The sequence below is a fragment of the Bacillus sp. EB600 genome, from assembly GCF_024494385.1.
In the GTDB taxonomy this organism is placed as follows: Bacteria; Bacillota; Bacilli; order Bacillales; family Cytobacillaceae; genus JAEVLT01.
In genome coordinates this window covers 322,321-343,253 of sequence record NZ_JAEVLT010000002.1, presented here as the reverse complement: position 1 = coordinate 343,253, position 20,933 = coordinate 322,321, and the positions used below count along the sequence as shown (strand labels likewise).

Annotated in this window: 21 protein-coding genes and 2 riboswitches; of the genes, 18 read left to right on the top strand and 3 right to left on the bottom strand. The window is 40.6% G+C overall.

The window, feature by feature from the left end:
* The first annotated feature begins 1 nt into the window (after position 1).
* From menD to JN080_RS04320, 6 genes are all read left to right on the top strand, one after another.
* Positions 2-1,756: a 2-succinyl-5-enolpyruvyl-6-hydroxy-3-cyclohexene-1-carboxylic-acid synthase gene (gene menD, locus JN080_RS04345; RefSeq protein WP_256234685.1), complete on the top strand. Its 1,755-nt coding sequence runs from the start codon at positions 2-4 to the stop codon at positions 1,754-1,756.
* On the top strand, positions 1,756-2,565 hold the full coding sequence (gene menH, locus JN080_RS04340; RefSeq protein WP_256234684.1) for a 2-succinyl-6-hydroxy-2,4-cyclohexadiene-1-carboxylate synthase: 810 nt from the start codon (positions 1,756-1,758) through the stop codon (positions 2,563-2,565). The genes menD and menH overlap by 1 nt, the downstream gene beginning before the upstream one ends.
* Positions 2,566-2,582: 17 nt before the next feature.
* On the top strand, positions 2,583-3,401 hold the full coding sequence (gene menB / locus JN080_RS04335) for a 1,4-dihydroxy-2-naphthoyl-CoA synthase (protein ID WP_256234683.1): 819 nt from the start codon (positions 2,583-2,585) through the stop codon (positions 3,399-3,401).
* A gap of 340 nt (positions 3,402-3,741) precedes the next feature.
* Positions 3,742-5,220: an o-succinylbenzoate--CoA ligase gene (locus JN080_RS04330; RefSeq protein WP_256234682.1), complete on the top strand. Its 1,479-nt coding sequence runs from the start codon at positions 3,742-3,744 to the stop codon at positions 5,218-5,220.
* Entirely contained in the window at positions 5,220-6,329 is a 1,110-nt protein-coding gene (gene menC, locus JN080_RS04325; RefSeq protein WP_256234681.1) for an o-succinylbenzoate synthase, read from the top strand. Before JN080_RS04330 ends, menC begins: the two co-directional genes overlap by 1 nt.
* A gap of 144 nt (positions 6,330-6,473) precedes the next feature.
* Positions 6,474-7,037: a beta-class carbonic anhydrase gene (locus JN080_RS04320; RefSeq protein WP_256234707.1), complete on the top strand. Its 564-nt coding sequence runs from the start codon at positions 6,474-6,476 to the stop codon at positions 7,035-7,037.
* Here JN080_RS04320 and yidD read toward each other — a convergent pair.
* Complete coding sequence (gene yidD / locus JN080_RS04315; protein WP_256234680.1) at positions 7,034-7,273, bottom strand: membrane protein insertion efficiency factor YidD; 240 nt, start codon at positions 7,271-7,273, stop codon at positions 7,034-7,036. The two genes, JN080_RS04320 and yidD, sit on opposite strands and share 4 nt — an antisense overlap.
* 134 nt (positions 7,274-7,407) lie before the next feature.
* Between yidD and JN080_RS04310 the strand changes: the two genes are divergently transcribed.
* Positions 7,408-7,875: an S-ribosylhomocysteine lyase gene (locus JN080_RS04310; protein ID WP_256234679.1), complete on the top strand. Its 468-nt coding sequence runs from the start codon at positions 7,408-7,410 to the stop codon at positions 7,873-7,875.
* A 64-nt stretch (positions 7,876-7,939) separates the two neighbouring features.
* On the opposite strand, the gene ytzI is transcribed toward JN080_RS04310, so the two are convergent.
* Together ytzI and JN080_RS04300 are read right to left on the bottom strand one after the other, a co-directional pair.
* On the bottom strand, positions 7,940-8,101 hold the full coding sequence (gene ytzI, locus JN080_RS04305) for a YtzI protein (RefSeq protein WP_256234677.1): 162 nt from the start codon (positions 8,099-8,101) through the stop codon (positions 7,940-7,942).
* A 192-nt stretch (positions 8,102-8,293) separates the two neighbouring features.
* Positions 8,294-8,551, bottom strand: coding sequence for a DUF6154 family protein (locus JN080_RS04300; protein ID WP_256234676.1), 258 nt, complete (start codon positions 8,549-8,551; stop codon positions 8,294-8,296).
* Between the two features lie 235 nt (positions 8,552-8,786).
* On the opposite strand from JN080_RS04300, the gene JN080_RS04295 reads away from it, so the two are divergent.
* The 11 genes from JN080_RS04295 (at position 8,787) to lipA (ending at position 20,925) form a co-directional block, all read left to right on the top strand.
* Entirely contained in the window at positions 8,787-9,113 is a 327-nt protein-coding gene (locus JN080_RS04295; RefSeq protein WP_256234675.1) for a hydrolase, read from the top strand.
* Positions 9,114-9,217: 104 nt separating this feature from the next.
* On the top strand, positions 9,218-9,691 hold the full coding sequence (gene ytkD, locus JN080_RS04290) for an RNA deprotection pyrophosphohydrolase (protein ID WP_256234674.1): 474 nt from the start codon (positions 9,218-9,220) through the stop codon (positions 9,689-9,691).
* 430 nt (positions 9,692-10,121) lie between these two features.
* Positions 10,122-10,223: riboswitch (glycine riboswitch) on the top strand.
* Positions 10,224-11,010: 787 nt separating this feature from the next.
* Positions 11,011-12,399, top strand: coding sequence for an amino acid permease (locus JN080_RS04285; protein WP_256234673.1), 1,389 nt, complete (start codon positions 11,011-11,013; stop codon positions 12,397-12,399).
* Positions 12,400-12,611: 212 nt separating this feature from the next.
* Positions 12,612-12,707, top strand: a riboswitch (glycine riboswitch).
* 109 nt (positions 12,708-12,816) lie between these two features.
* A complete protein-coding gene (gene glyA / locus JN080_RS04280) occupies positions 12,817-14,067 on the top strand; it encodes a serine hydroxymethyltransferase (RefSeq protein WP_256234672.1) in 1,251 nt (416 codons plus the stop codon).
* A gap of 15 nt (positions 14,068-14,082) precedes the next feature.
* Positions 14,083-14,595, top strand: coding sequence for a serine dehydratase beta chain (locus tag JN080_RS04275; RefSeq protein ID WP_256234671.1), 513 nt, complete (start codon positions 14,083-14,085; stop codon positions 14,593-14,595).
* Positions 14,595-15,476: an L-serine ammonia-lyase, iron-sulfur-dependent, subunit alpha gene (gene sdaAA, locus JN080_RS04270; RefSeq protein WP_256234670.1), complete on the top strand. Its 882-nt coding sequence runs from the start codon at positions 14,595-14,597 to the stop codon at positions 15,474-15,476. The genes JN080_RS04275 and sdaAA overlap by 1 nt, the downstream gene beginning before the upstream one ends.
* 11 nt (positions 15,477-15,487) lie before the next feature.
* Positions 15,488-16,600, top strand: a complete 1,113-nt coding sequence (gene gcvT, locus JN080_RS04265) for a glycine cleavage system aminomethyltransferase GcvT (RefSeq protein ID WP_256234669.1) — start codon at positions 15,488-15,490, stop codon at positions 16,598-16,600.
* 118 nt (positions 16,601-16,718) lie between these two features.
* Positions 16,719-17,114, top strand: a complete 396-nt coding sequence (gcvH, locus tag JN080_RS04260; RefSeq protein WP_256234668.1) for a glycine cleavage system protein GcvH — start codon at positions 16,719-16,721, stop codon at positions 17,112-17,114.
* Position 17,115: 1 nt separating this feature from the next.
* Complete coding sequence (gcvPA, locus tag JN080_RS04255) at positions 17,116-18,468, top strand: aminomethyl-transferring glycine dehydrogenase subunit GcvPA (protein WP_256234667.1); 1,353 nt, start codon at positions 17,116-17,118, stop codon at positions 18,466-18,468.
* Positions 18,461-19,951: an aminomethyl-transferring glycine dehydrogenase subunit GcvPB gene (gene gcvPB / locus JN080_RS04250; protein ID WP_256234666.1), complete on the top strand. Its 1,491-nt coding sequence runs from the start codon at positions 18,461-18,463 to the stop codon at positions 19,949-19,951. The genes gcvPA and gcvPB overlap by 8 nt, the downstream gene beginning before the upstream one ends.
* 89 nt (positions 19,952-20,040) lie before the next feature.
* Positions 20,041-20,925, top strand: coding sequence for a lipoyl synthase (gene lipA / locus JN080_RS04245; protein ID WP_256234665.1), 885 nt, complete (start codon positions 20,041-20,043; stop codon positions 20,923-20,925).
* Positions 20,926-20,933 lie beyond the last annotated feature (8 nt).

The following is a 20,933-nucleotide window of genomic DNA, read 5'->3' as shown; positions in this document are numbered from 1 at the left end:
CATGAACCATCAAGAATCTTTAACCGCTTATACAGCTGCCTTTGTGGCAGAATTAGTTCAAATAGGTGTTACCGAGGTTGTAGTCAGCCCTGGTTCTCGGTCCACTCCGATGGCAATGGTGATGGCAGAACATCAGGAGCTGAACATCCATATCCTAGTGGATGAAAGATCCGCCGCCTTTTTCGGGCTTGGAATCGCCAAAGCTTCTGGTAAGCCTGTTGCGATCCTTTGCACATCTGGCACGGCGGCAGCAAACTACTTTGCGGCTGTTGTAGAGGCCAATTTGTCACGAATTCCGTTACTTGTGATTACGGCAGACAGACCCCATGAGCTACGGGATGTTGGTGCACCACAGACTATTGATCAAATTCGTTTATATGGCCATCACGTTAAATGGTTTGTCGAAATGGCCCTGCCTGAGAAAAGCGATGAAATGATTCGCTATGTAAGAAGTGTATGCGGCAGGGCAGCCGCAACCGCCCTTCAAGCACCATCAGGTCCTGTCCATTTAAATTTTCCGTTCCGGGAACCGCTCATTCCTAAATTAGACGATGATAATCTTTTTCAGTTAACAGAACGGCCAAACCGTTACGTTACTGTTCATAATGGGGATTTAACCATTGATCAAGCTGAAATCAAAGAAATTGCCGGAATAATAGATAAGCACGAAAAAGGGATCATTGTTTGCGGTCAAATCGAAGATGAGAAGTTTGCTGCAGCTGTAACCCAGCTTTCTGCCCGATTAAATTTCCCTATTTTGGCGGACCCACTATCACAGCTGAGAAGCGGTAAGCATTCAAGCGAAACGATCATTGATGCGTATGATACTTTTTTGCGGAATGGAGAGGTAAAAGAGTATTTAAAGCCAACGATTATTTTACGCTTTGGAGCAATGCCTATTTCTAAAGCGCTGACAAACTTCTTAAAGGAAAACCATCAAGCCGTACAATTCGTCGTCGATGGAGGCGGAGGATGGCGCGATCCTGCTGCACTGTCAACTGACATGATTTATTGCAATGAATCAAAATTTTGTCAAGAGCTTTTCGCACTGCTTAAAACACATGATAATCAGCATTTTCTTGATAAATGGCTTTCTATCAATCGCTTATCAAAGGATAATATGACATTTAGTAAGGATACGATCGAACTAAGTGAAGGACGTTTATTCTCTCAATTGGCGGAAATGCTTCCTGAAGGAGCAAACCTGTTTGTCGGAAACAGTATGCCGATTCGTGATTTGGACAGTTTCTTTCATAATAACGATAAATCGATTCGTGTTTTGGCTAACAGAGGGGCAAATGGGATTGATGGAACAATCTCTACTGCATTAGGAGCGGCAACTGTCTGTTCACAGCCACTTTATCTTGTACTAGGCGACCTGACGTTTTATCATGATTTAAATGGTTTGTTGGCGGCCAAACTCTATAATATTGATATTACAATCATTATTATTAACAATAATGGCGGCGGGATTTTCTCGTTTCTTTCGCAGGCAGAGCATCCAAAGCATTTTGAACTCCTGTTTGGAACACCTTTAGACCTTGATTTTGAGTATGTCGTTCATATGTATAATGGAAATTTCACACGTGTAAAGGATTGGGCTCATGTGGAGGCCATGATGGAGGCTTCAAAAACACCTCAAGGTTTAAACGTAATCGAGATTGTGACAAAGAGAGACAGAAATACAGAAGAACATCGTCAAATGTGGAATCTGGTTTCCCAGGAAATATCAAAGTTTGTCAAGGGTGAACAGTGATGGAGATCGATATTGATGAAGTTAGCTACCATGTAGAGACTTGTGGTGAAGGCTTCCCTCTGCTGCTGCTTCATGGATTTACAGGAGATTCCTCAACATGGACAGGCTTTTGTAAGGATTGGGGGAAGCATTCCAGCTTGATCATCCCTGATATTATTGGTCATGGGAGCACGGAAGCACCTGAGCAGCTAATCCGTTATAAAATTGAGGCTGCTGCCAAGGATTTAAACGACATCCTTACTAAACTTGGCGTCGAAAAAGTTGATTTGCTTGGTTACTCGATGGGGGGCAGACTTGCCCTAACCTTCGCTATTCTTTTTCCGGATAAGCTCCGTAAGTTGATTTTAGAAAGTTCTTCACCAGGTTTGTTGACAGAGGCTGAAAGAGAAGAACGTTGTATGAAAGATGGAGAACTTGCCCATTTTATTAAGGAAAAGGGTATAGAGCCGTTTGTTGACTATTGGGAAAAAGTCCCTCTGTTTTCAACGATGGAAAATCAGCCTCAACAGATAAAGAATGCCATTCGGCGGCAGCGGTTGTCCCAGTCTCCCCCGGGCTTAGCAAACAGTTTGCTTGGAATGGGGACAGGTGCGCAGCCTTCATGGTGGGCAAAACTGCCCCAGCTAAAGAACGAGGTTCTTTTACTAACGGGAGAGAAAGATGAAAAGTTTTGCAGGATTGCTGAAAAAATGCAAAAAGGCTTAAAAAATAGTACATGGATGGTCATTGAAAACAGCGGCCATGCAATTCATGTGGAAGAACTAGAAAAGTTTGGTACAATAGTAAGTGAGTTTTTGCTAAATACATAATAAAGGAGGATTTCATTTTGACAGTAGAATGGGTACCAGGACGTAAATATGATGAAATTATTTATGAAACCTATAATGGGATTGCGAAAATTACGATTAATCGCCCCCATGTACATAATGCGTTTACTCCAAAAACCGTTATGGAAATGATTGATGCATTTGCTTATGCTCGTGATGACTCTGATGTTGGTGTGATTATTTTAACTGGCGCAGGGGATAAGGCGTTCTGCTCGGGCGGTGACCAAAAGGTACGCGGCCATGGCGGTTATGTGGGCGAGGACCAAATTCCACGCTTAAATGTTCTTGACCTGCAGCGTTTAATCCGAGTGATACCAAAACCAGTAGTTGCCATGGTTAAAGGCTATGCAATCGGCGGAGGGCATGTTCTTCACATTGTTTGTGATCTAACGATCGCTGCTGATAATGCTATTTTTGGACAAACTGGACCTAAGGTGGGCAGCTTTGATGCTGGCTATGGTTCAGGCTATCTAGCGAGAATTGTTGGTCACAAGAAGGCTCGTGAAATTTGGTATTTATGCCGTCAGTATAATGCACAGGAAGCATTAGATATGGGCTTAGTAAATACAGTCGTTCCATTAGACAAAGTGGAAGAGGAAACAATTAAATGGTGTGAGGAAATGCTCGACAAGAGCCCAACTGCACTACGGTTCCTTAAAGCAGCCTTTAATGCGGATTCCGATGGTTTAGCCGGAATTCAGCAGTTAGCAGGCGATGCTACATTGCTTTATTATACAACCGATGAAGCGAAGGAAGGGCGCGATTCCTTTAAAGAAAAGCGGAAGCCGGACTTCGGACAATTCCCTAGGTTCCCTTGATGGAATATTTCAAAACAGCTTGATGGTTTTTTCCATCAGGCTGTTTTTATAGTATCATATAGATAACTTTGAAATTTGATAACTGTCTAGCTTCGACGCACAGGATGTGCTAGTGCCGACGTTGCCGCCAGGACGGCGGCGCTTTTAGTCGGCCAGCGCCCAATGAATTGTCTAGCTCCAGTGCCCAGCGACTAGTGTACTTCGCTCACCTCCTTACGATAAGTCAACATCGAGTCGCTAACGCTCTTCGTGTTTCCTTTATCTCATACGGTGCGCTCCATTCCATACGTTGCTAAACGGGCACTTGCGCTTTTCTAAATAAGAAGGTGATTTAGTTTATATGCAAAATGAAATGATGCCTAACTTTTTGAAAAAAAGAGCGTTCCTAACACCAGATCGAACAGCGATTTATTTTCAAGAAGAAACAATAACATTTAAACAGCTTTATGAGTACGCTATCAAGACTGCAGGACAGCTTCAGACCTTTGGACTCGCTAAGGGGGACTTTGCCGGCGTTTTACTAACAAACCATTTAGAAACGGTTGTCATCTTGTTTGCTTTTCAATTACTGGGCATCAGAGCAGTTTTCCTTAATAATCGGTTATCACCCGCCGAATTAGCTTGGCAGATAATTGATTCTAGGGCTGTTTGTTTGATTATCGACTCTGCTTTTGCAGAAAAAGTACCATCGATGCGAAGCATTACAAAGGAAGAGTTGTTTGCCGCACCAGTCTCGGAGCCAATTATCCAAGAAGAGGTTGGCTTAGCTGATATTTGTACGATTATGTACACATCAGGTACAACCGGAAATCCGAAAGGGGTGATCCAGACTTTTGGAAACCATTGGTGGAGCGCGGTTGGGTCGATGTTAAATCTAGGATACACCGATGGTGACTGCTGGCTTTGTACCGTCCCATTATTTCATATAAGCGGTTTTTCAATCGTAATGAAAGGCGTTATTTATGGGATGCCAATTGTTTTACATGAAAGCTTTGATGCGCAAAAAACAATTAAGGACATCCGCAGTAAAAAAGTAACGATCATGTCTGTTGTTGGAACGACTCTTTCAAGAATTGTTGAATTTCTTGGAACCGATCGTCTACCTTCCTATTTTCGCTGCATGCTGTTAGGGGGAGGTCCTGCACCGCTGCCGCTCTTGGAATCGTGCGTAGAAAACGAAATTCCTGTTTTTCAAACTTACGGAATGACGGAGACATCCTCACAGATTATTACGCTTTCACCGGAGTATAGTCTAAGCAAATTGGGATCTGCCGGGAAACCGCTGTTTCCTTCACAAATTAGAATAGAGCGTGAGGACGGCAGTATTGCAAGTGCAAACGAAGCAGGTGAGATTGTTGTAAAAGGACCCAACGTAACATCAGGCTATTTATACCGATCGGAAGCGACTACAGAAAAAATCCGGAATGGCTGGCTTTATACAGGGGATATAGGTTATTTGGACAAAGAAGGCTTTTTATATGTAATGGACCGGCGTGCAGATTTGATTATATCAGGAGGGGAAAATATCTACCCTGCCGAGATCGAGTCAGCTTTATTGGCCCATCCTTGTGTTGCTGATGCTGGAGTTACGGGCATTGCCAGTGACAAATGGGGACAGGTTCCAATTGCATTTGTTGTCCTAAAATCAGGGTGCCCCGAATGCTCTGATGACGAGCTGCGCCAATTTTGCTTAGAGCACATAGCTAAATATAAAATGCCAAAACAAATCTATTTCGTCGAAGGACTGCCAAGGAACGCAGCGAAAAAGCTTCTGCGCCGCAAGCTTTGTGACCTTATTGGTGAGAGCAGGGGAGAATAATGAAACTATCAGCCATTCATCTTTACGTCATCAGGATGCCGTTAAAATCTCCATTTCTTACTCATTTAGGTGCGGTTACAGACCGTGAGGGAATTATTGTTGAGGTGAGGGATGAGGATGGTGTTTCTGGGTTTGGCGAGGGGGTTGCTTTTTCTTCCCCTTGGTACACAGAGGAGACAGTTGAAACAAGCTTACATATGTTAACTTCATTTTTAATCCCATTACTTGAAAAAAATCCGCTCAAGCATCCTGAAGAGGTTTCTACTTTATTTAGTTCGGTACGCCGCAATCATATGGCTAAGGCAGCTATTGAAACTGCACTTTGGGATTTGTATGCAAAAAGGAAAAAACAATCTCTCGCAAAATTGATTGGCGGGACACAAGAACGAATCCCAGCTGGGGTGGTTGTTGCGACCGATTCGACCGAAAATGCCCTTAAGCAAATTGAAAGCTATTTAGAGGATGGTTATCAGCGCTTCAAAATAAAAATAAATCCTCAGCTGGACATGACATTTTTGCGGGATATTCGCCGTGATTATCCGGATATTGCACTAATGGCTGATGCGAACTCGGCCTATAGCTTAAAAGAAATCGATCGTTTGAAAGCATTGGATGAATTTGAGCTGTTGATGATCGAACAGCCGCTTGCCCATGATGATATTATTGAACATGCTATTCTCCAAAAGGAAATTCAAACGCCGGTTTGTTTGGATGAAAGTATTGTTACCTTCGATGATGCGCGTAAGGCGATTGAGTTGGGCAGTTGTAAAATCATCAACATTAAAATAGGCCGGGTTGGGGGGCTTAGTGAAGCGATCCGAATTCATGATTATTGCTTTGAAAGGAATATATCGGTTTGGTGCGGCGGCATGATTGAATTTGGGGTTTCCCGGGCTCATAATATTGCGCTCGCATCATTGCCTGGGTTCTCAATTCCCGGTGATATCTCAGCATCCAGTCGGTTTTGGGAACAGGATATTATTTTACCTGAAGTCACCGTGAAAGATGGTTGGGTAGATGTTCCTGCAGGGCCTGGAATAGGCTTTGAAATCAATGAAAAACGGCTTCAGAAAGTACTTGTAACAAAACGGACATTTGTGTTTAAATAGGCTATGTTAAAATTGCTGACCGGAGTGGAAATCAACGATCAAATTTAATGCACAGGCTTTAAATAAGAAATACTGAAATTTTTGTGCAATTACAAATTTAAGTGTAAAATAAATGAATGAACGAGGAAGGGTGTGACCAAAACTTTGACATTATTAAACGAAATACTTGAATATAATCACCAGTTTGTTGAAAATCAAGAATATAAAAAATACGAATCAACCAAATTTCCTAAAAAGCGGATGGTCATTCTAACCTGTATGGACACGAGGCTGCTTGAGCTGTTGCCTAAATCGATGAATTTAAGCAATGGCGACGTAAAGACAGTAAAAAACGCAGGTGCTCTTGTAAGTCATCCATTTGGAAGCGTAATGAGGAGTATCCTTATTGCCGTCTATGAACTTAAGGCTGATGAAGTATTCGTTATCGGCCACCATGATTGTGGAATGAGCGCATTGAAATCAGATCAAATGATTGAAAGTATGAAGGAACGAGGCATTTCAGAGGAAACACTTGAAACCCTTAGTTACTCTGGAATTGATTTTGAAAAATGGCTGCATGGCTTTGATAATGTTTCTGAAAGTGTAGAGCATAGTGTTACTGTCATTAAAAACCACCCGTTAATGCCATCCGGTGTTCCCGTTCACGGATTGGTTATTGACCCTGCAACAGGAAAATTAGATGTTGTGGTAGATGGGTATGGAGCTTAGTGCTCCTTTTTTTTTTGCCATTTGTCCGGTACGGGATCGACTCCACCGGGATGGAAGGGATGGCATTTTAAAATTCGTTTTATCGTAAGCCAGCCGCCTTTTAATGCTCCAAAGCGCTGAACAGCTTCTAATCCATAATGAGAGCATGTTGGATAAAACCGGCAGGTGGGCGGTTTTAATGGTGAAATAACGATTTGATAAAAATGAATAAATGCAATAAGTCCTTTTTTAAGCATGATTTTTCTCCTTATTAGATCTTGGTTAAAACATAACATAAACGAAGATAAACGTCTAAAATGATTAATTAAGATGATAAAACAAACGATTTGAGGTATGATGAAAATAGATTTGTTAAGAGGAGTGATTTATAATGCCATCTGTCGAAAGCTTTGAATTAGATCATAATGCTGTAAAAGCCCCTTACGTTAGACATTGCGGTGTCCATAAGGTCGGAACTGACGGTATTGTTAATAAATATGATGTTCGATTTTGTCAGCCAAATAAACAAGCGATGGAACCTGCTGCGCTCCATGCGTTAGAGCATATGTTGGCCTATACGATCCGTAAATACACAAAGGAACACTTTGATATTATCGATATCTCGCCAATGGGTTGCCAAACAGGCTTTTATCTTGTCGTCAGCGGGGAACCGACTGTGGAAGAAATCATTGATTTACTTGATGCTACAATGAAGGATGCCCTACAATTAACCGAAGTGCCTGCAGCAAATGAAGTTCAATGCGGCCAAGCGAAGCTTCATGATTTAGAAGGGGCAAAGCAAATCATGCGCGCATGGCTGGAACACAGCAATGAAGAGTTGAAGCAGATTTTTGCGTAAAACCAAAAGTGGAAGCACCATTTTCCTAAAAAGAAATCCTATTCATTTTTTGAATAGGATTTTTTTACCCTTGAGTGTTATTTTGGTCTTTTTCTTGGTCTGCATATGGATTGTTTTCTAATGGGTCCACTGTATGTTTATAGGAATAGGCCTTTGAAGTTGTCAAAACACTTAAAAGTAAAACGGCGATTACAATGACTATACAGACTATAAATATGGTATACATTCTTTCCCCCCTTTTTTTCTATTATTGTAACATGAAAACATCCTGGTTTTAATTTAATTGTGCTGGGGAAAATATGGTTGGAGGGATGTTATTAGTAGCTACTGTCAATGACCAATTGGCGATTTTAACAGCTTGTGGCATGATAAATTGGAAGCTAAGTTCATTAGCTTCCACTCTATGTACAAATTATAGTTAATGTATGTTTCTTGGATGATAAGTATGGGCCCGACGCTGACCATATTCTTCTTGGGCAAATTTTACCTTCAAGCTCTCAATTAAATAGAGTCCGACAAGATCATTTAACTCTTGTTCATCCATATCATGAATAATACCTAATAAATCCTCACGGGACATTTCTTCAAGAAAAGCGAAAGTGAGCATATCAATATCTTCTTCATCGCCTGTCAGCTTATTTCGATACAGATCAAATAGTTCATCCACTAATTTCAATTCGTTCACCTCTCCTGTTTAGAATGATTTTTTTCATTTCTTTCTATTCAATTCCCTTAAAAGTTTAAAAATATGCTAATTTGATTTACGCAATGATGAAAGTAGTGTCTGAGCGATTTTAGAATAGAAGTTGTTATTTCTTAATTTTATGATAATTCAATCCAAAAATGAAGAAAAAAGATTTAAGAATAAAATCTATTTTTTGTGGAAGCAATAAGTAAAAGGGGATGATAGGATGGAGCACGCAAAAAAAACTTATTATATAGACCCAGGTACCGGGGAAATTTCTCAAAGTGCTACTAGTTCGACATGGAGTTATAAAATTCACGCATCTGATGAGGAAATCATTCAGCTCCGTGAATTGTTTGATCAAAACTATGCAACTGAATGGCAAAGTTTCTTTCGCGCCCATGTTCCATACGTTCAATATCACTATGATCGTGAAAATGATGCATATGACCAAACAATCGCAAAGGTATACGAATTGTTATATAAGCTTGGTGATGAAGAAGCTCAAAGTCACATCAAGAGTATGAATATTATACCTGAAAATAATGTTTAATCAATTTAGCATCCTTATCTTTTAAAGATAGGGATCTTTTTTCTTTTTCTATTATAAATCGACTATAATAAAAGTAGTAAAGATTCGTGAAGGCGTGATTTAAGATGAAAACTTTTTTAGATATCGCGGGGAACAGGGTTGAGTTATCCTTCTCCCAGCATGCCTTTCAAGAGGAAGCAAGGCATGTTCTAGTCATTTGCCTATTTGGAGATGATTGGCTTCTAACACATCATAAAACGAGGGGATTGGAATTTCCGGGCGGTAAAATGGAAGCAGGGGAATCGCTTGAGGACGCAGCTTACCGTGAGGTTTATGAAGAAACAGGTGCTCAAATAAGCGAACTTACGAAAATTGGCGAGTACCGGGTAACAGATCCCAAAGGAACCTTTGTAAAGGCAGTGTTTTGGGGACGAGTTGAGCAATTAAATGAAAAAGGCGACTATCTGGAGACTGATGGACCGGTTGTTGTGAATGGAGATATCCTAAAATTGCGATTCAGCCCTGAATACAGCTTTATTATGAAGGATAAAGTCATCGAGGAATGCATAAAAAGATTAGCCTTACTGAAAAACCAATAAAGAATAGCTGCATCTTCGCTATTCTTTATTGGTTTTTCAATATAATTTTTTTTACAAAGTATTGGATCCTCGTAGTCGAAAATAATGGTTAGCAAATATTTTTTTAAAACAGAAAATTCTAAATTTTATTCATAATTTGATTGACAATGGGGTAAATATGTGAGAATATCAACTTATGAATCCGCTTTCAATATTTGAATAATTCATTCTTTTCAAAGTATACAAACTTTGTTATGAATGGATGCTATTTTAAAACATTACTCCACGCGCATTCAATCTAAATTGGAGAATGATTAGGGAAGATGTAGTTATGTATTCCAACGCACTGGTAATGGAATCATAAAGTGTATGTTAGATTATCTTACATGTTACTGGTTTTCTAGATTACAGTAAGATATTCTTTACATAAGAACAATTGAATATTTTACGGTTGATTGTATTGGGAGAGAGTGACGAATGTCGCCGCCGAAGGAGCAAATTCCATAAAATCCTTGGAATAAATCTCTCAGGTAAAAGGAACCATTACATGACGTAGCTCTGGAGAGTGCATATTTCTTTATATGCCACCAAAGGGGATCCGCTTTTTTGTGGGACAAACTTTCAGGTAAAAGGACAGAGAAGGTAGAAACACTGCCTTCTTCTGTCCTTTTTTGTTGTAGCAAACAAATAATTCCTGAAATTTAGCGCTATTAAGTTCAACAACAGCATTTAGCCATGTATATAGCAGTTATCATCAACAAATTCTATTATATGGACCTTAATATGCTGAGGGGATTTAGCGCATTAAAAAAAAGGAGGAGTAGGAATCGAGTAAAGAAACGATATTAGTATGAGGCAATATTTACGGGAATAGTGCAAAAAATTTGACAAAACCCACAAGTTACTTTTGTAGAAACCTTTGCATCAGAATTATCTCTATATTCGTAAAAAAAACTTTGTGACAAAAGCAGGTGCAGTTACAGAGATGATTTTCGGAGTGCTCACTGTGGCCTATATTACTCTTACTCAGGATCGCAACATTGTTTCCATCGCTCCCGTAAGTCATTTAAGATTTAAATACTGGCACCCTTGCTTTAATGATAAATGTTGTCATAACAGTTATTTTTAGTCTTGTTACTCCTGAAAAAAGTTAAATCAAATAATGTAAATTCAAAAACAGCCTGATATTTTACAGAATGCAAGTAATTTTTTCTGCCGGTTGAGTAATCGTGTAAAGTCTTTATTGGATTTACTATCAAATATTCAACATAGATCCTGCCTCTAGAATATTCACAATAGTCAAAATAGAGCATACAAAACTAGTAGAGAGAGGGAATTATATGAAGGAACAAAAATTGGAAAGAGGCCTAAAAAACAGGCACGTACAATTAATCGCTATTGGTGGGGCAATTGGAACAGGATTATTTCTTGGTGCTGGAAAATCTATACATTTGGCAGGACCTTCGATTTTATTTGCTTACCTGATTACAGGGGTAATCTGTTTCTTAATCATGCGCGCACTTGGCGAACTGCTCTTAACTAATTTGAACTATCATTCTTTTGTTGACTTTGTTAGAGACTATTTAGGTAATATGGCAGCATTTGTCACGGGCTGGACCTACTGGTTCTGCTGGGTTTCAATTGCTATGGCTGATTTAACAGCAGTTGGACTCTATACCCAATATTGGCTTCCTAATGTACCACAGTGGATGCCTGGATTAATTGCACTTGTTATTTTGTTAATTATGAACCTTACAACGGTTAAACTTTTTGGTGAAATGGAATTTTGGTTTGCATTAGTTAAAGTTATCGCGATCCTGGGACTCATTTTCGTTGGTATTTTTATGATTATTAAAGGCTTTTCCACCAATTCAGGTCCATCTAGCTTCACGAACTTATGGAGTCATGGCGGCTTATTTCCTAATGGCATAGGCGGGTTTATTCTCTCATTCCAGATGGTGGTGTTTGCGTTTACAGGTATTGAACTTGTAGGACTTACTGCAGGTGAAACAAAAGACCCGGAAAAAGTTATCCCAAAAGCAATCAATAATATCCCAATTCGAGTTTTTATTTTCTATCTTGGCGCGCTATTAGTCATAATGAGTATTTATCCATGGAATGCCATAAATCCGGCAAAAAGTCCATTTGTCCAAGTCTTCGTAGCGGTTGGGATCGCAGCTGCTGCCGGTATTGTCAATTTTGTTGTGCTCACATCCGCAGCTTCAGCATGTAACAGCGCCGTCTTCAGTACAAGCCGGATGGTATTCTCACTTGCTAAAGATAAAAATGCACCTGCACCATTTACCAAACTTACAACACGTAAAGTACCTTCTAATGCGTTATTCTTTTCAAGTGCTGTCATTCTTGTTGCTGTTATTTTAAACTATATAATGCCTGAAGGAGTATTTACACTCATTACAAGTATTTCTACAGTATGTTTCATCTTTATTTGGGGCATTACTGCCATCAGCCATTTAAAATACCGGAAAACAAGACCGGATTTGGCAAAAGTCAACAAATTTAAAATGCCGCTTTATCCATTTTCGAATTACCTGATCCTAGCTTTCTTAGCTTTCGTTCTTGTCGTGCTTGGCCTTGCGGAAGATACTCGTGTTGCTTTGTTTGTAACTCCTGTCTGGTTTATTGTGCTAATTGCCATTTATAAAATACGGAATATGAAGGCAGGCCAGGAAGAGCAAGTGAGTCAGGAAAAGATAGCAGGAAATTAAGCGAAGATGTCTGATATAGCCGCTATTGTTACCGTTTTCAAAAAAAACTTAAAAAAGCTTGACTTTGATTCCATTAACGATTATTCTGAAAACAACAAATGAATAGAGCGGATGACGGTTGTGGGAGAGCGCAATTTTTTTACAAGCCACCGAAGGAGCAAGTTCCAAAAAAACCCTTGGAATAAATCTCTCAGGTAGATGGAACCACAACTGGACGCAACTCTGGAGAGCGCGTATAAAGTTATGCCACCAAAGGGGAAGGTTCTAAACGGAACTAAACTCTCAGGTAAAAGGACAGAGAAGGGAAAAATGCTTTAAAAGCTACCCTTCTACTGTCCTTTTTTGCGTGCAAAAAAGCAGTGTTTCGTTATAACACATCAAGGGGTAGTTTAAACCATATTTCAAGGAGGAGTAGGAATGGGATTACAACAAAATGACTCAACTATTTTTGAAGCAATTAAGAAAGAGCAAAATCGCCAGCTACAAACCTTGGAGTTGATCGCATCTGAAAACTTCGTAAGCCAAGATGTGCTAGAAGCAATGGGAAGTGTGATGACGAATAAATATGCAGAAGGCTACCCTGGGAAGCGCTACTATGGTGGATGTGAATTTGTTGATGTGGCGGAACAAACAGCCATTGACCGCCTCACTCAGCTGTTTGGCGCCAAATATGCCAATGTTCAGCCACACTCAGGTGCACAAGCAAACTTTGCTGTATTTTTCGCTCTGCTCCAGCCTGGTGATAAAGTGATGGGGATGAACCTTTCGCAAGGTGGACATTTAACTCACGGAAGCCCTGTAAGTGTTTCTGGAAAATGGTTTGAAGTTGTGTCCTATGGTGTTAGAGAGGATACTCAAATGATCGACTACGAAGAATTGGAAGCGATCGCCAAAAAGGAAAAACCAAAATTGATTATTGCGGGGGCAAGTGCTTACCCTAGAAAGATTGATTTCGCTCGCTTCAGACAAATTGCTGATCAAGTTGGCGCAAAATTCATGGTGGATATGGCACATATTGCCGGGCTTGTTGCAGCTGGACTTCATCCATCGCCAGTTCCATATGCAGATGTTGTCACGAGCACTACGCATAAAACGTTAAGAGGCCCGCGCGGCGGCATTATTTTAACCAATGATGAAGAAATCAGTAAAGCGATTAATAAATCAGTGTTCCCGGGAATTCAAGGCGGCCCGCTTATGCATATCATTGCAGCTAAGGCGGTTGCTTTCAACGAAGCATTGCAGCCAAGCTTTAAGGAATATGCAAAACAGGTCATTGCAAATGCATCAACACTTGGCGAAACATTAAAAAATGAAGGTGCAGCCCTTGTTTCTGGTGGAACAGATAATCATATCGTTCTATTAGATTTACGTCCGTGGAATTTAACCGGAAAAGTAGCAGAGAAATTATTAGAAGAAGCAGGCATTACTGTAAATAAAAATACGATTCCATATGACCCGGAAAAGCCGTTTGTTACAAGTGGTATCCGGATGGGAACAGCCGCTTTAACGACTCGCGGCATGAAGCAGGATGAAATGGTGAAAATCGGAAAAGTTATTGCGGCTGTTCTGAAGAGTAAAGGGGACGAAGCAGTGCTTGAAAAAGCAAAGGAAACCACTAAATCGATTTGTGATGCCTATCCGATATTTCAGCAGGCAGTCACAGTGTAAGAAAGGGGCATGCTGATGGAATTTCAGAGTTGTTTTGACATTATTGGCCCGATCATGGTGGGACCTTCTAGTTCGCATACAGCAGGTGTCGTATCGATCGGAAAATTTATTTATGAATTGTTGGGAGATTGTCCCGAAGAAGCAAATATTGTCTTTTATGATTCTTTCGCTGAAACCTATCAGGGCCATGGAACAGACAAGGCTCTGCTCGGCGGCTTAATCGGGATGGATACAGATGATCCACAAATCAAGTATTCATTGGAGTGGGCGAAGGAAAACGGCTTGAAGTACCAATTCGAATTTGCGGAAGACTGCGAGTATTATGATCATCCAAATATAGCAATCGTTACAGCAAAGTGCGGTGATTATGTTGTTAAGGTTGGTGGTGTATCGCTAGGAGGCGGCTTATCTAAGATCTTTTTGATTGACGATGAGATGGTCGATATTCGTTTGAGTGCAGGCGAAGATTTTACAAACCTTGCCAGCCAGTATCGTCCTAGCAGGAAACAGCTTATGGAGGCAATATGATGGAAATCGGGTCTATGAGAGAACTGCTCGAAGCCTGTGAAAGTGAAAAAAAAACCATTGGCGAAATCATGTTAACGTTGGAAACAGAAAAATCCGGAAGAGATCAAGAAACCATTATTGCGATGATGGAAGAACGATTGATCAAAATGAAAGAAGCTGTTGACAGCGGTATAAAAGATAACTCAAGCGCACCAAGTGGAATTTCCGGCGGTGATGCCGTGAAAATGTATGATTACATGAATCAAGGTAAAGCACTGTCAGGGAGCTATATCAGCAATGCAATGAGCTTTTCATTAGCAACTTCTGAGAACAATGCACGAATGGGTGTCATTGTTGCAACACCAACTGCCGGGGCAGCCGGGATTTTACCTGGGGTATTGTTTTCGCTCCATAAAAATGATGGTACACCATATAAAGATTTAGTCATGGGATTGTTTACAGCCAGTATGCTCGGTTATGTCATTGCGAACCGCTCCTTCATTTCAGGGGCAGCGGGAGGGTGCCAGGCTGAGGTTGGATCGGCAACAGCCATGGCAGCCGGAACGATTGTTGAATTAAAAGGGGGCACACCACAGCAAGCTGTGACTGCAACTGCGATAGCGATGAAGTCACTTTTAGGTTTGGTGTGCGACCCTGTAGCAGGCCTGGTTGAAGTGCCTTGCATTAAGCGGAATGTCATTGGAACTTCCATCGCGTTTTCAGCAGCGGATATGTCCCTTGCCGGGATTGAAAGCCGTATTCCTTGTGATGAAGTAATTGAAGCGATGTATAGAGTCGGAAAAGATATGCCTCGGACCCTCCGGGAAACTGCACTTGGAGGGCTGGCAACGACAGAAACAGGGAAACAAGTAAAAGAACGACTATTTTGCAGGAAATCATAGGGGGTATAGCAATGAGTACAAAAACAGCATTAAAGCAAACACCGCTTTTTGAAACGTATGGAAAATATGGTGCCAAAGTTATTGATTTTGGAGGCTGGGCACTGCCGGTACAGTTTTCGGGCATTTTAGAGGAGCATGAGACAGTTCGAACAAAAGCGGGACTTTTTGATGTCTCCCATATGGGTGAAGTGCTTGTTGAGGGTAAAGATGCAGAGAGTTATATCGACTTTCTTGTGACAAACGATGTAACAAAGCTTAGCATTAATCAAGCACAGTATTGCGCCATGTGCTATCCAGACGGCGGAACTGTCGATGATTTACTAGTGTACAAATTAGAAGATGAAAAATATTTACTCGTCATTAATGCTGCAAACATTGAGAAAGATTTCGAATGGATGCAAAAGCAAGCAAAAGGAGAGATGACGCTGCAAAATATTTCGAATGAAATTGCTCAGCTTGCTATCCAGGGTCCTAAAGCTGAAGGGATCTTACAAAAGTTAACGGATATTAATCTATCCGAAATCGGATCATTTACATTTGCTCAACATGTCGACTTGGACGGGGCAAAAGATGTACTAGTATCCCGCACGGGCTATACAGGGGAAGATGGTTTCGAACTGTACTTTTCCGCTGATCAAGCACCGGCACTTTGGGAAAAGCTTTTAGAAGCTGGAAGTGAAGACGGGTTAAAGCCATGTGGACTTGGTGCCCGTGACACGTTGCGCTTAGAAGCAAAGCTTTCCCTATATGGCCAGGAATTAGCGAGCGATATTAATCCGCTTGAAGCAGGAATCGGCTTTGCCGTAAAACTGAAAAAGGAAAGCGATTTTATCGGGAAATCTGCACTCATCGCCCAAAAAGAAGCTGGATTAAAACGAAAAATTGTAGGAATTGAAGTGACAGGACGTGGGATTCCGCGCCACGGTTATAAAGTGGTTTCAGAAGCTGGAGAGGAACTTGGGGTTGTGACATCTGGAACACAGTCACCATCGTTAAAGAAAAGCATTGGTCTTGCATTAATAGCAGCGGAATATGCAGAAATTGGGACACCTTTAAAAGTGGAAATCCGTAACAAGTTGATTGATGCTGTAGTGGTAAAAGCTCCATTCTATAAAAGAGGTTAATAGAGTGTCAAAGCTGTAGGCTATCTTCCATACAGGCGGCAGTTGCTAGGTCGCCTGTTATTATAACATTTACTGAATTTTTAAAACCAAAAAAAGAGCTGAAGGGAAGAAAAAACCAATGACAAATGCAACTGCAAGCTTACGATATAGCAAGGAACACGAGTGGGTTTTACAATTAGAAGGAAATCGAGTGCGCATTGGAATTTCGGATTATGCCCAAAAACTACTTGGCGATATCGTATTTGTTGAAAATCCGCAAGTGGATGATGAAGTAACTGCAGAGGAATCAATGGGAACAATCGAATCAGTTAAAGCTGTTTCTGAAATTTTCGCTCCAGTTTCAGGTACAGTTGTCCGGATCAACGAAGAGTTAGAAGATGCTCCAGAGACAATTAACGAATTCCCATTTGGCAAAGGCTGGTTACTAGAGATCGAAATGTCATCTCCGGAAGAACTGGAAGCCCTTTTAAATGAGGATGAGTATCAAGCATTTATTAATGAAGGAGAGGAATAAGATGGCGAATACTTATAGATATCTCCCTGATACGGAACAAGACAAAAAGGAAATGCTCGATTTCTTAGGAATGTCTTCAATTGAAGAATTATTTGCAGATATTCCTTCTGAACTTCGCTTAAAAGGTGAATTAGCTATTCCAGAAGCGGATCCAGAACCTGTTCTATTGAAGAAAATGAACAAACTTGCTGCGCGTAATTTAAATGCAGATCAGTATCCAACTTTTCTAGGTGCGGGTACATATGATCATTACATTCCAAGTGTTGTTGATCATATGATTTCACGTTCGGAATTTTATACAGCTTATACACCATATCAACCAGAAATCAGCCAAGGGGAATTACAAGCTATTTTTGAATTCCAAACGATGGTTAGTGAATTAACAGGAATGGATTTAGCAAACTCATCTATGTACGACGGCTTTACATCTCTAGCAGAAGCTGCTTCACTTGCTGTTGCTTCTACAAGACGTTCAAAAGTAGTTATTTCACAAGCTGTTCATCCTGAATCCCGTGCAGTTTTAAACACTGTTGCAAAGGGTCATGGATATTCAGTTGAAGAAGTAAGTCTTGCTGTAGATGTAACAGACTTAGAACAACTTAAAGCACAAGTGGATAAAGGCACAGCAGCTGTAGTTGTTCAATATCCAAATTTCTTTGGTTCGATTGAAGATCTAACAGAAATTAAGAAAATTGCAGCAGCAAACGGAGCGGTTTTCATCGTAAGTTCCAATCCGCTGGCATTGGCTCTTCTTCAGGCTCCTGGTAAGCTTGGGGCAGATATTGTAGTTGGGGATATGCAGCCATTAGGAATCCCAATGTCCTTCGGGGGCCCACACTGTGGTTATTTTGCAGTCAATAAGAAATTTATGCGGAAAATCCCTGGACGTATTGTCGGGCAAACGACAGATGAGAAAGGACAACGCGGATTTGTGTTAACCTTGCAAGCTCGTGAGCAGCATATCCGCCGCGATAAAGCGACATCCAATATTTGTTCAAACCAAGCACTAAATGCTCTTGCCTCTTCTATTTGCATGTCAGCATTAGGAAAGAATGGAATTCGTGAAATGGCACAGCAAAATATTGAGAAAGCTGACTACATGGCTAAATCTCTTCAAAACAAAGGCTTTAACGTTTTAAACAAGTCAGCATTCTTCAATGAATTTGTTGTAGAACTTCCACGTCCAATTAAAGAAGTTAACACTAAGCTTCTTGAATCAGGATTCATCGGTGGTTATGACTTAGGCATTGATTACGGATTTGAAAATCAAATGCTGATTGCAGTAACAGAACAACGTACAAAAGAAGAGATTGACCAATTTGTAGAAGCAGTGGAGGCGGTTGTAAATGGCTGAGTATAATGATTTAATTTTTGAAATCAGTCGTCCCGGTCGTGTGAGTTATAGCCTACCGAAAAGTGACGTTGATAGCATTAACTTAGAAGATAAATTTCCAAAACATTTAATTCGTGATGAAGAAGCAGAGCTTCCTGAAGTAGCTGAACTTGACCTTGTTCGTCACTATACAGCACTCTCAAATAAAAACCACGGAATCGATAATGGATTCTATCCACTGGGATCTTGTACAATGAAATACAATCCAAAAGTGAACGAAGTTGTGGCACGTATTCCAGGATTTAGCCGCATTCATCCATATCAACCAACTGAAACAGTACAGGGCGCTTTGGAATTATTATATAATCTACAAGAAGAACTAGCTGTTATCACTGGTATGGATGCAGTAACACTACAACCTTCAGCAGGTGCTCAAGGTGAATGGACCGGATTAATGATGGTCAAAGCCTATCATGAAAACAAAGGCGAAACTAGAACAAAGGTACTTGTTCCAGACTCTGCTCATGGCACAAACCCTGCCAGTGCAAGCGTTGCCGGCTTTAACACAGTTACCATTCCATCCAATGAAGATGGATTAGTTGATTTAGAAGAATTAAAGAAACATGTTGATAGTGATACAGCTGCATTAATGCTTACAAATCCTAATACCCTTGGGTTATTTGAAAAGCAAATTAAAGAAATCGCTGAAGTTGTTCATGAAGCAGGCGGATTACTTTACTATGATGGAGCAAACTCCAATGCAATTTTAGGAAAAACCACTCCAGGAGACATGGGCTTTGATGTTGTGCATTTAAATCTTCATAAAACATTCACAGGTCCACACGGTGGTGGAGGCCCAGGTTCAGGCCCAGTTGGGGTTAAGGAGATCTTAATTCCTCATTTACCTGTACCACGTATTGAAAAAGATGGAGAAAAATTTGTACTAAATGCAAATTACCCATTGTCCATTGGACGTGTTAAAGGATATTATGGAAACTTTGGTATTAACGTTCGTGCCTACGCTTATATTCGTACAATGGGAAATGTTGGCTTACGTGAAGTTTCTGAAGGCGCTGTTCTTCATGCAAACTACCTACGTAAGAAGCTGGAACCATATTTTGACGCACCATATTCACAAATTTGTAAGCATGAATTTGTCTTATCTGGTTCAAGACAGAAAAAATTGGGAGTTCGTACACTTGATATGGCAAAACGTCTGTTAGATTTTGGCTATCATCCACCTACTATCTACTTCCCATTAAATGTTGAAGAATGTTTAATGATTGAACCAACGGAAACAGAATCAAAAGAAACAATGGATGCTTTTGCAGATGTGATGATTCAAATTGCCAAAGAGGTAGAAGAAAACCCTGGTATCGTTTTAGAGGCACCACATACAACGGTGATCGGCCGATTGGATGAAGTGCAAGCAGCTAGACAACCGATTTTGCGCTATACAAAAGAAGAATCGACAGTGAAAGAAAAAGAAACTGTAAACGTATAAAATGAGATTTTCATCTGTGCGGGGGTTACCCTGCACAGATAATTTTCAAGTTTAGTAGATTATATGTTCCGTTCATAGGAGTGAATGAGATGGCAGCTGAGTATGTTCGCAAACCAGAATGGCTTAAGATTAAATTAAATACGAATGAACAGTATACAGGCTTGAAAACGATGATGCGTGAAAAAAAGCTTCATACGGTCTGTGAAGAAGCGAAATGCCCGAATATTCATGAATGCTGGGCATCACGAAAAACAGCAACATTTATGATATTAGGAAGTGTATGCACACGTGCCTGCCGATTCTGTGCCGTCCAAACGGGGCTTCCGACGGAGCTTGATTGGGAAGAGCCGGAGCGTGTGGCAGAATCAGTGGAGCAAATGGGTCTAAAGCATGTCGTAATTACTGCTGTTGCCCGTGATGATTTAAAGGATGGAGGAGCAGGAGTTTTTGCAGCAACGGTAAAAGCCGTAAGACGCCGTAATCCATTTTGCAGTATTGAAGTACTTCCTTCCGATATGAATGGTGAATATGAGAACTTAAAAACATTAATGGATGCGAAGCCCAACATTTTAAATCACAATATTGAGACGGTAAAACGATTATCACCAAAAATTCGTGCCCGGGCTACTTACGAACGTTCCCTTGAGTTTTTGCGCCGTGCAAAAGAAATGAATCCTGCTATTCCAACCAAATCAAGCATTATGATCGGTCTTGGAGAAACAAAAGAAGAAGTTATCGAAACGATGGATGATCTTCGCGCTAACAATGTGGATATTATGACAATCGGCCAATATTTGCGACCTACCAAAAATCATTTAAAAGTTGAAAAATACTGGAGTCCACAAGAGTTTGAAGAACTTAGAATAATTGCCATGTCAAAAGGATTTAGTCACTGCGAAGCGGGTCCGCTTGTTCGCTCCTCTTATCATGCTGATGAACAGGTTCAAGCAGCAAAAGTAAAGGTGCAATCATAAAAGATCGG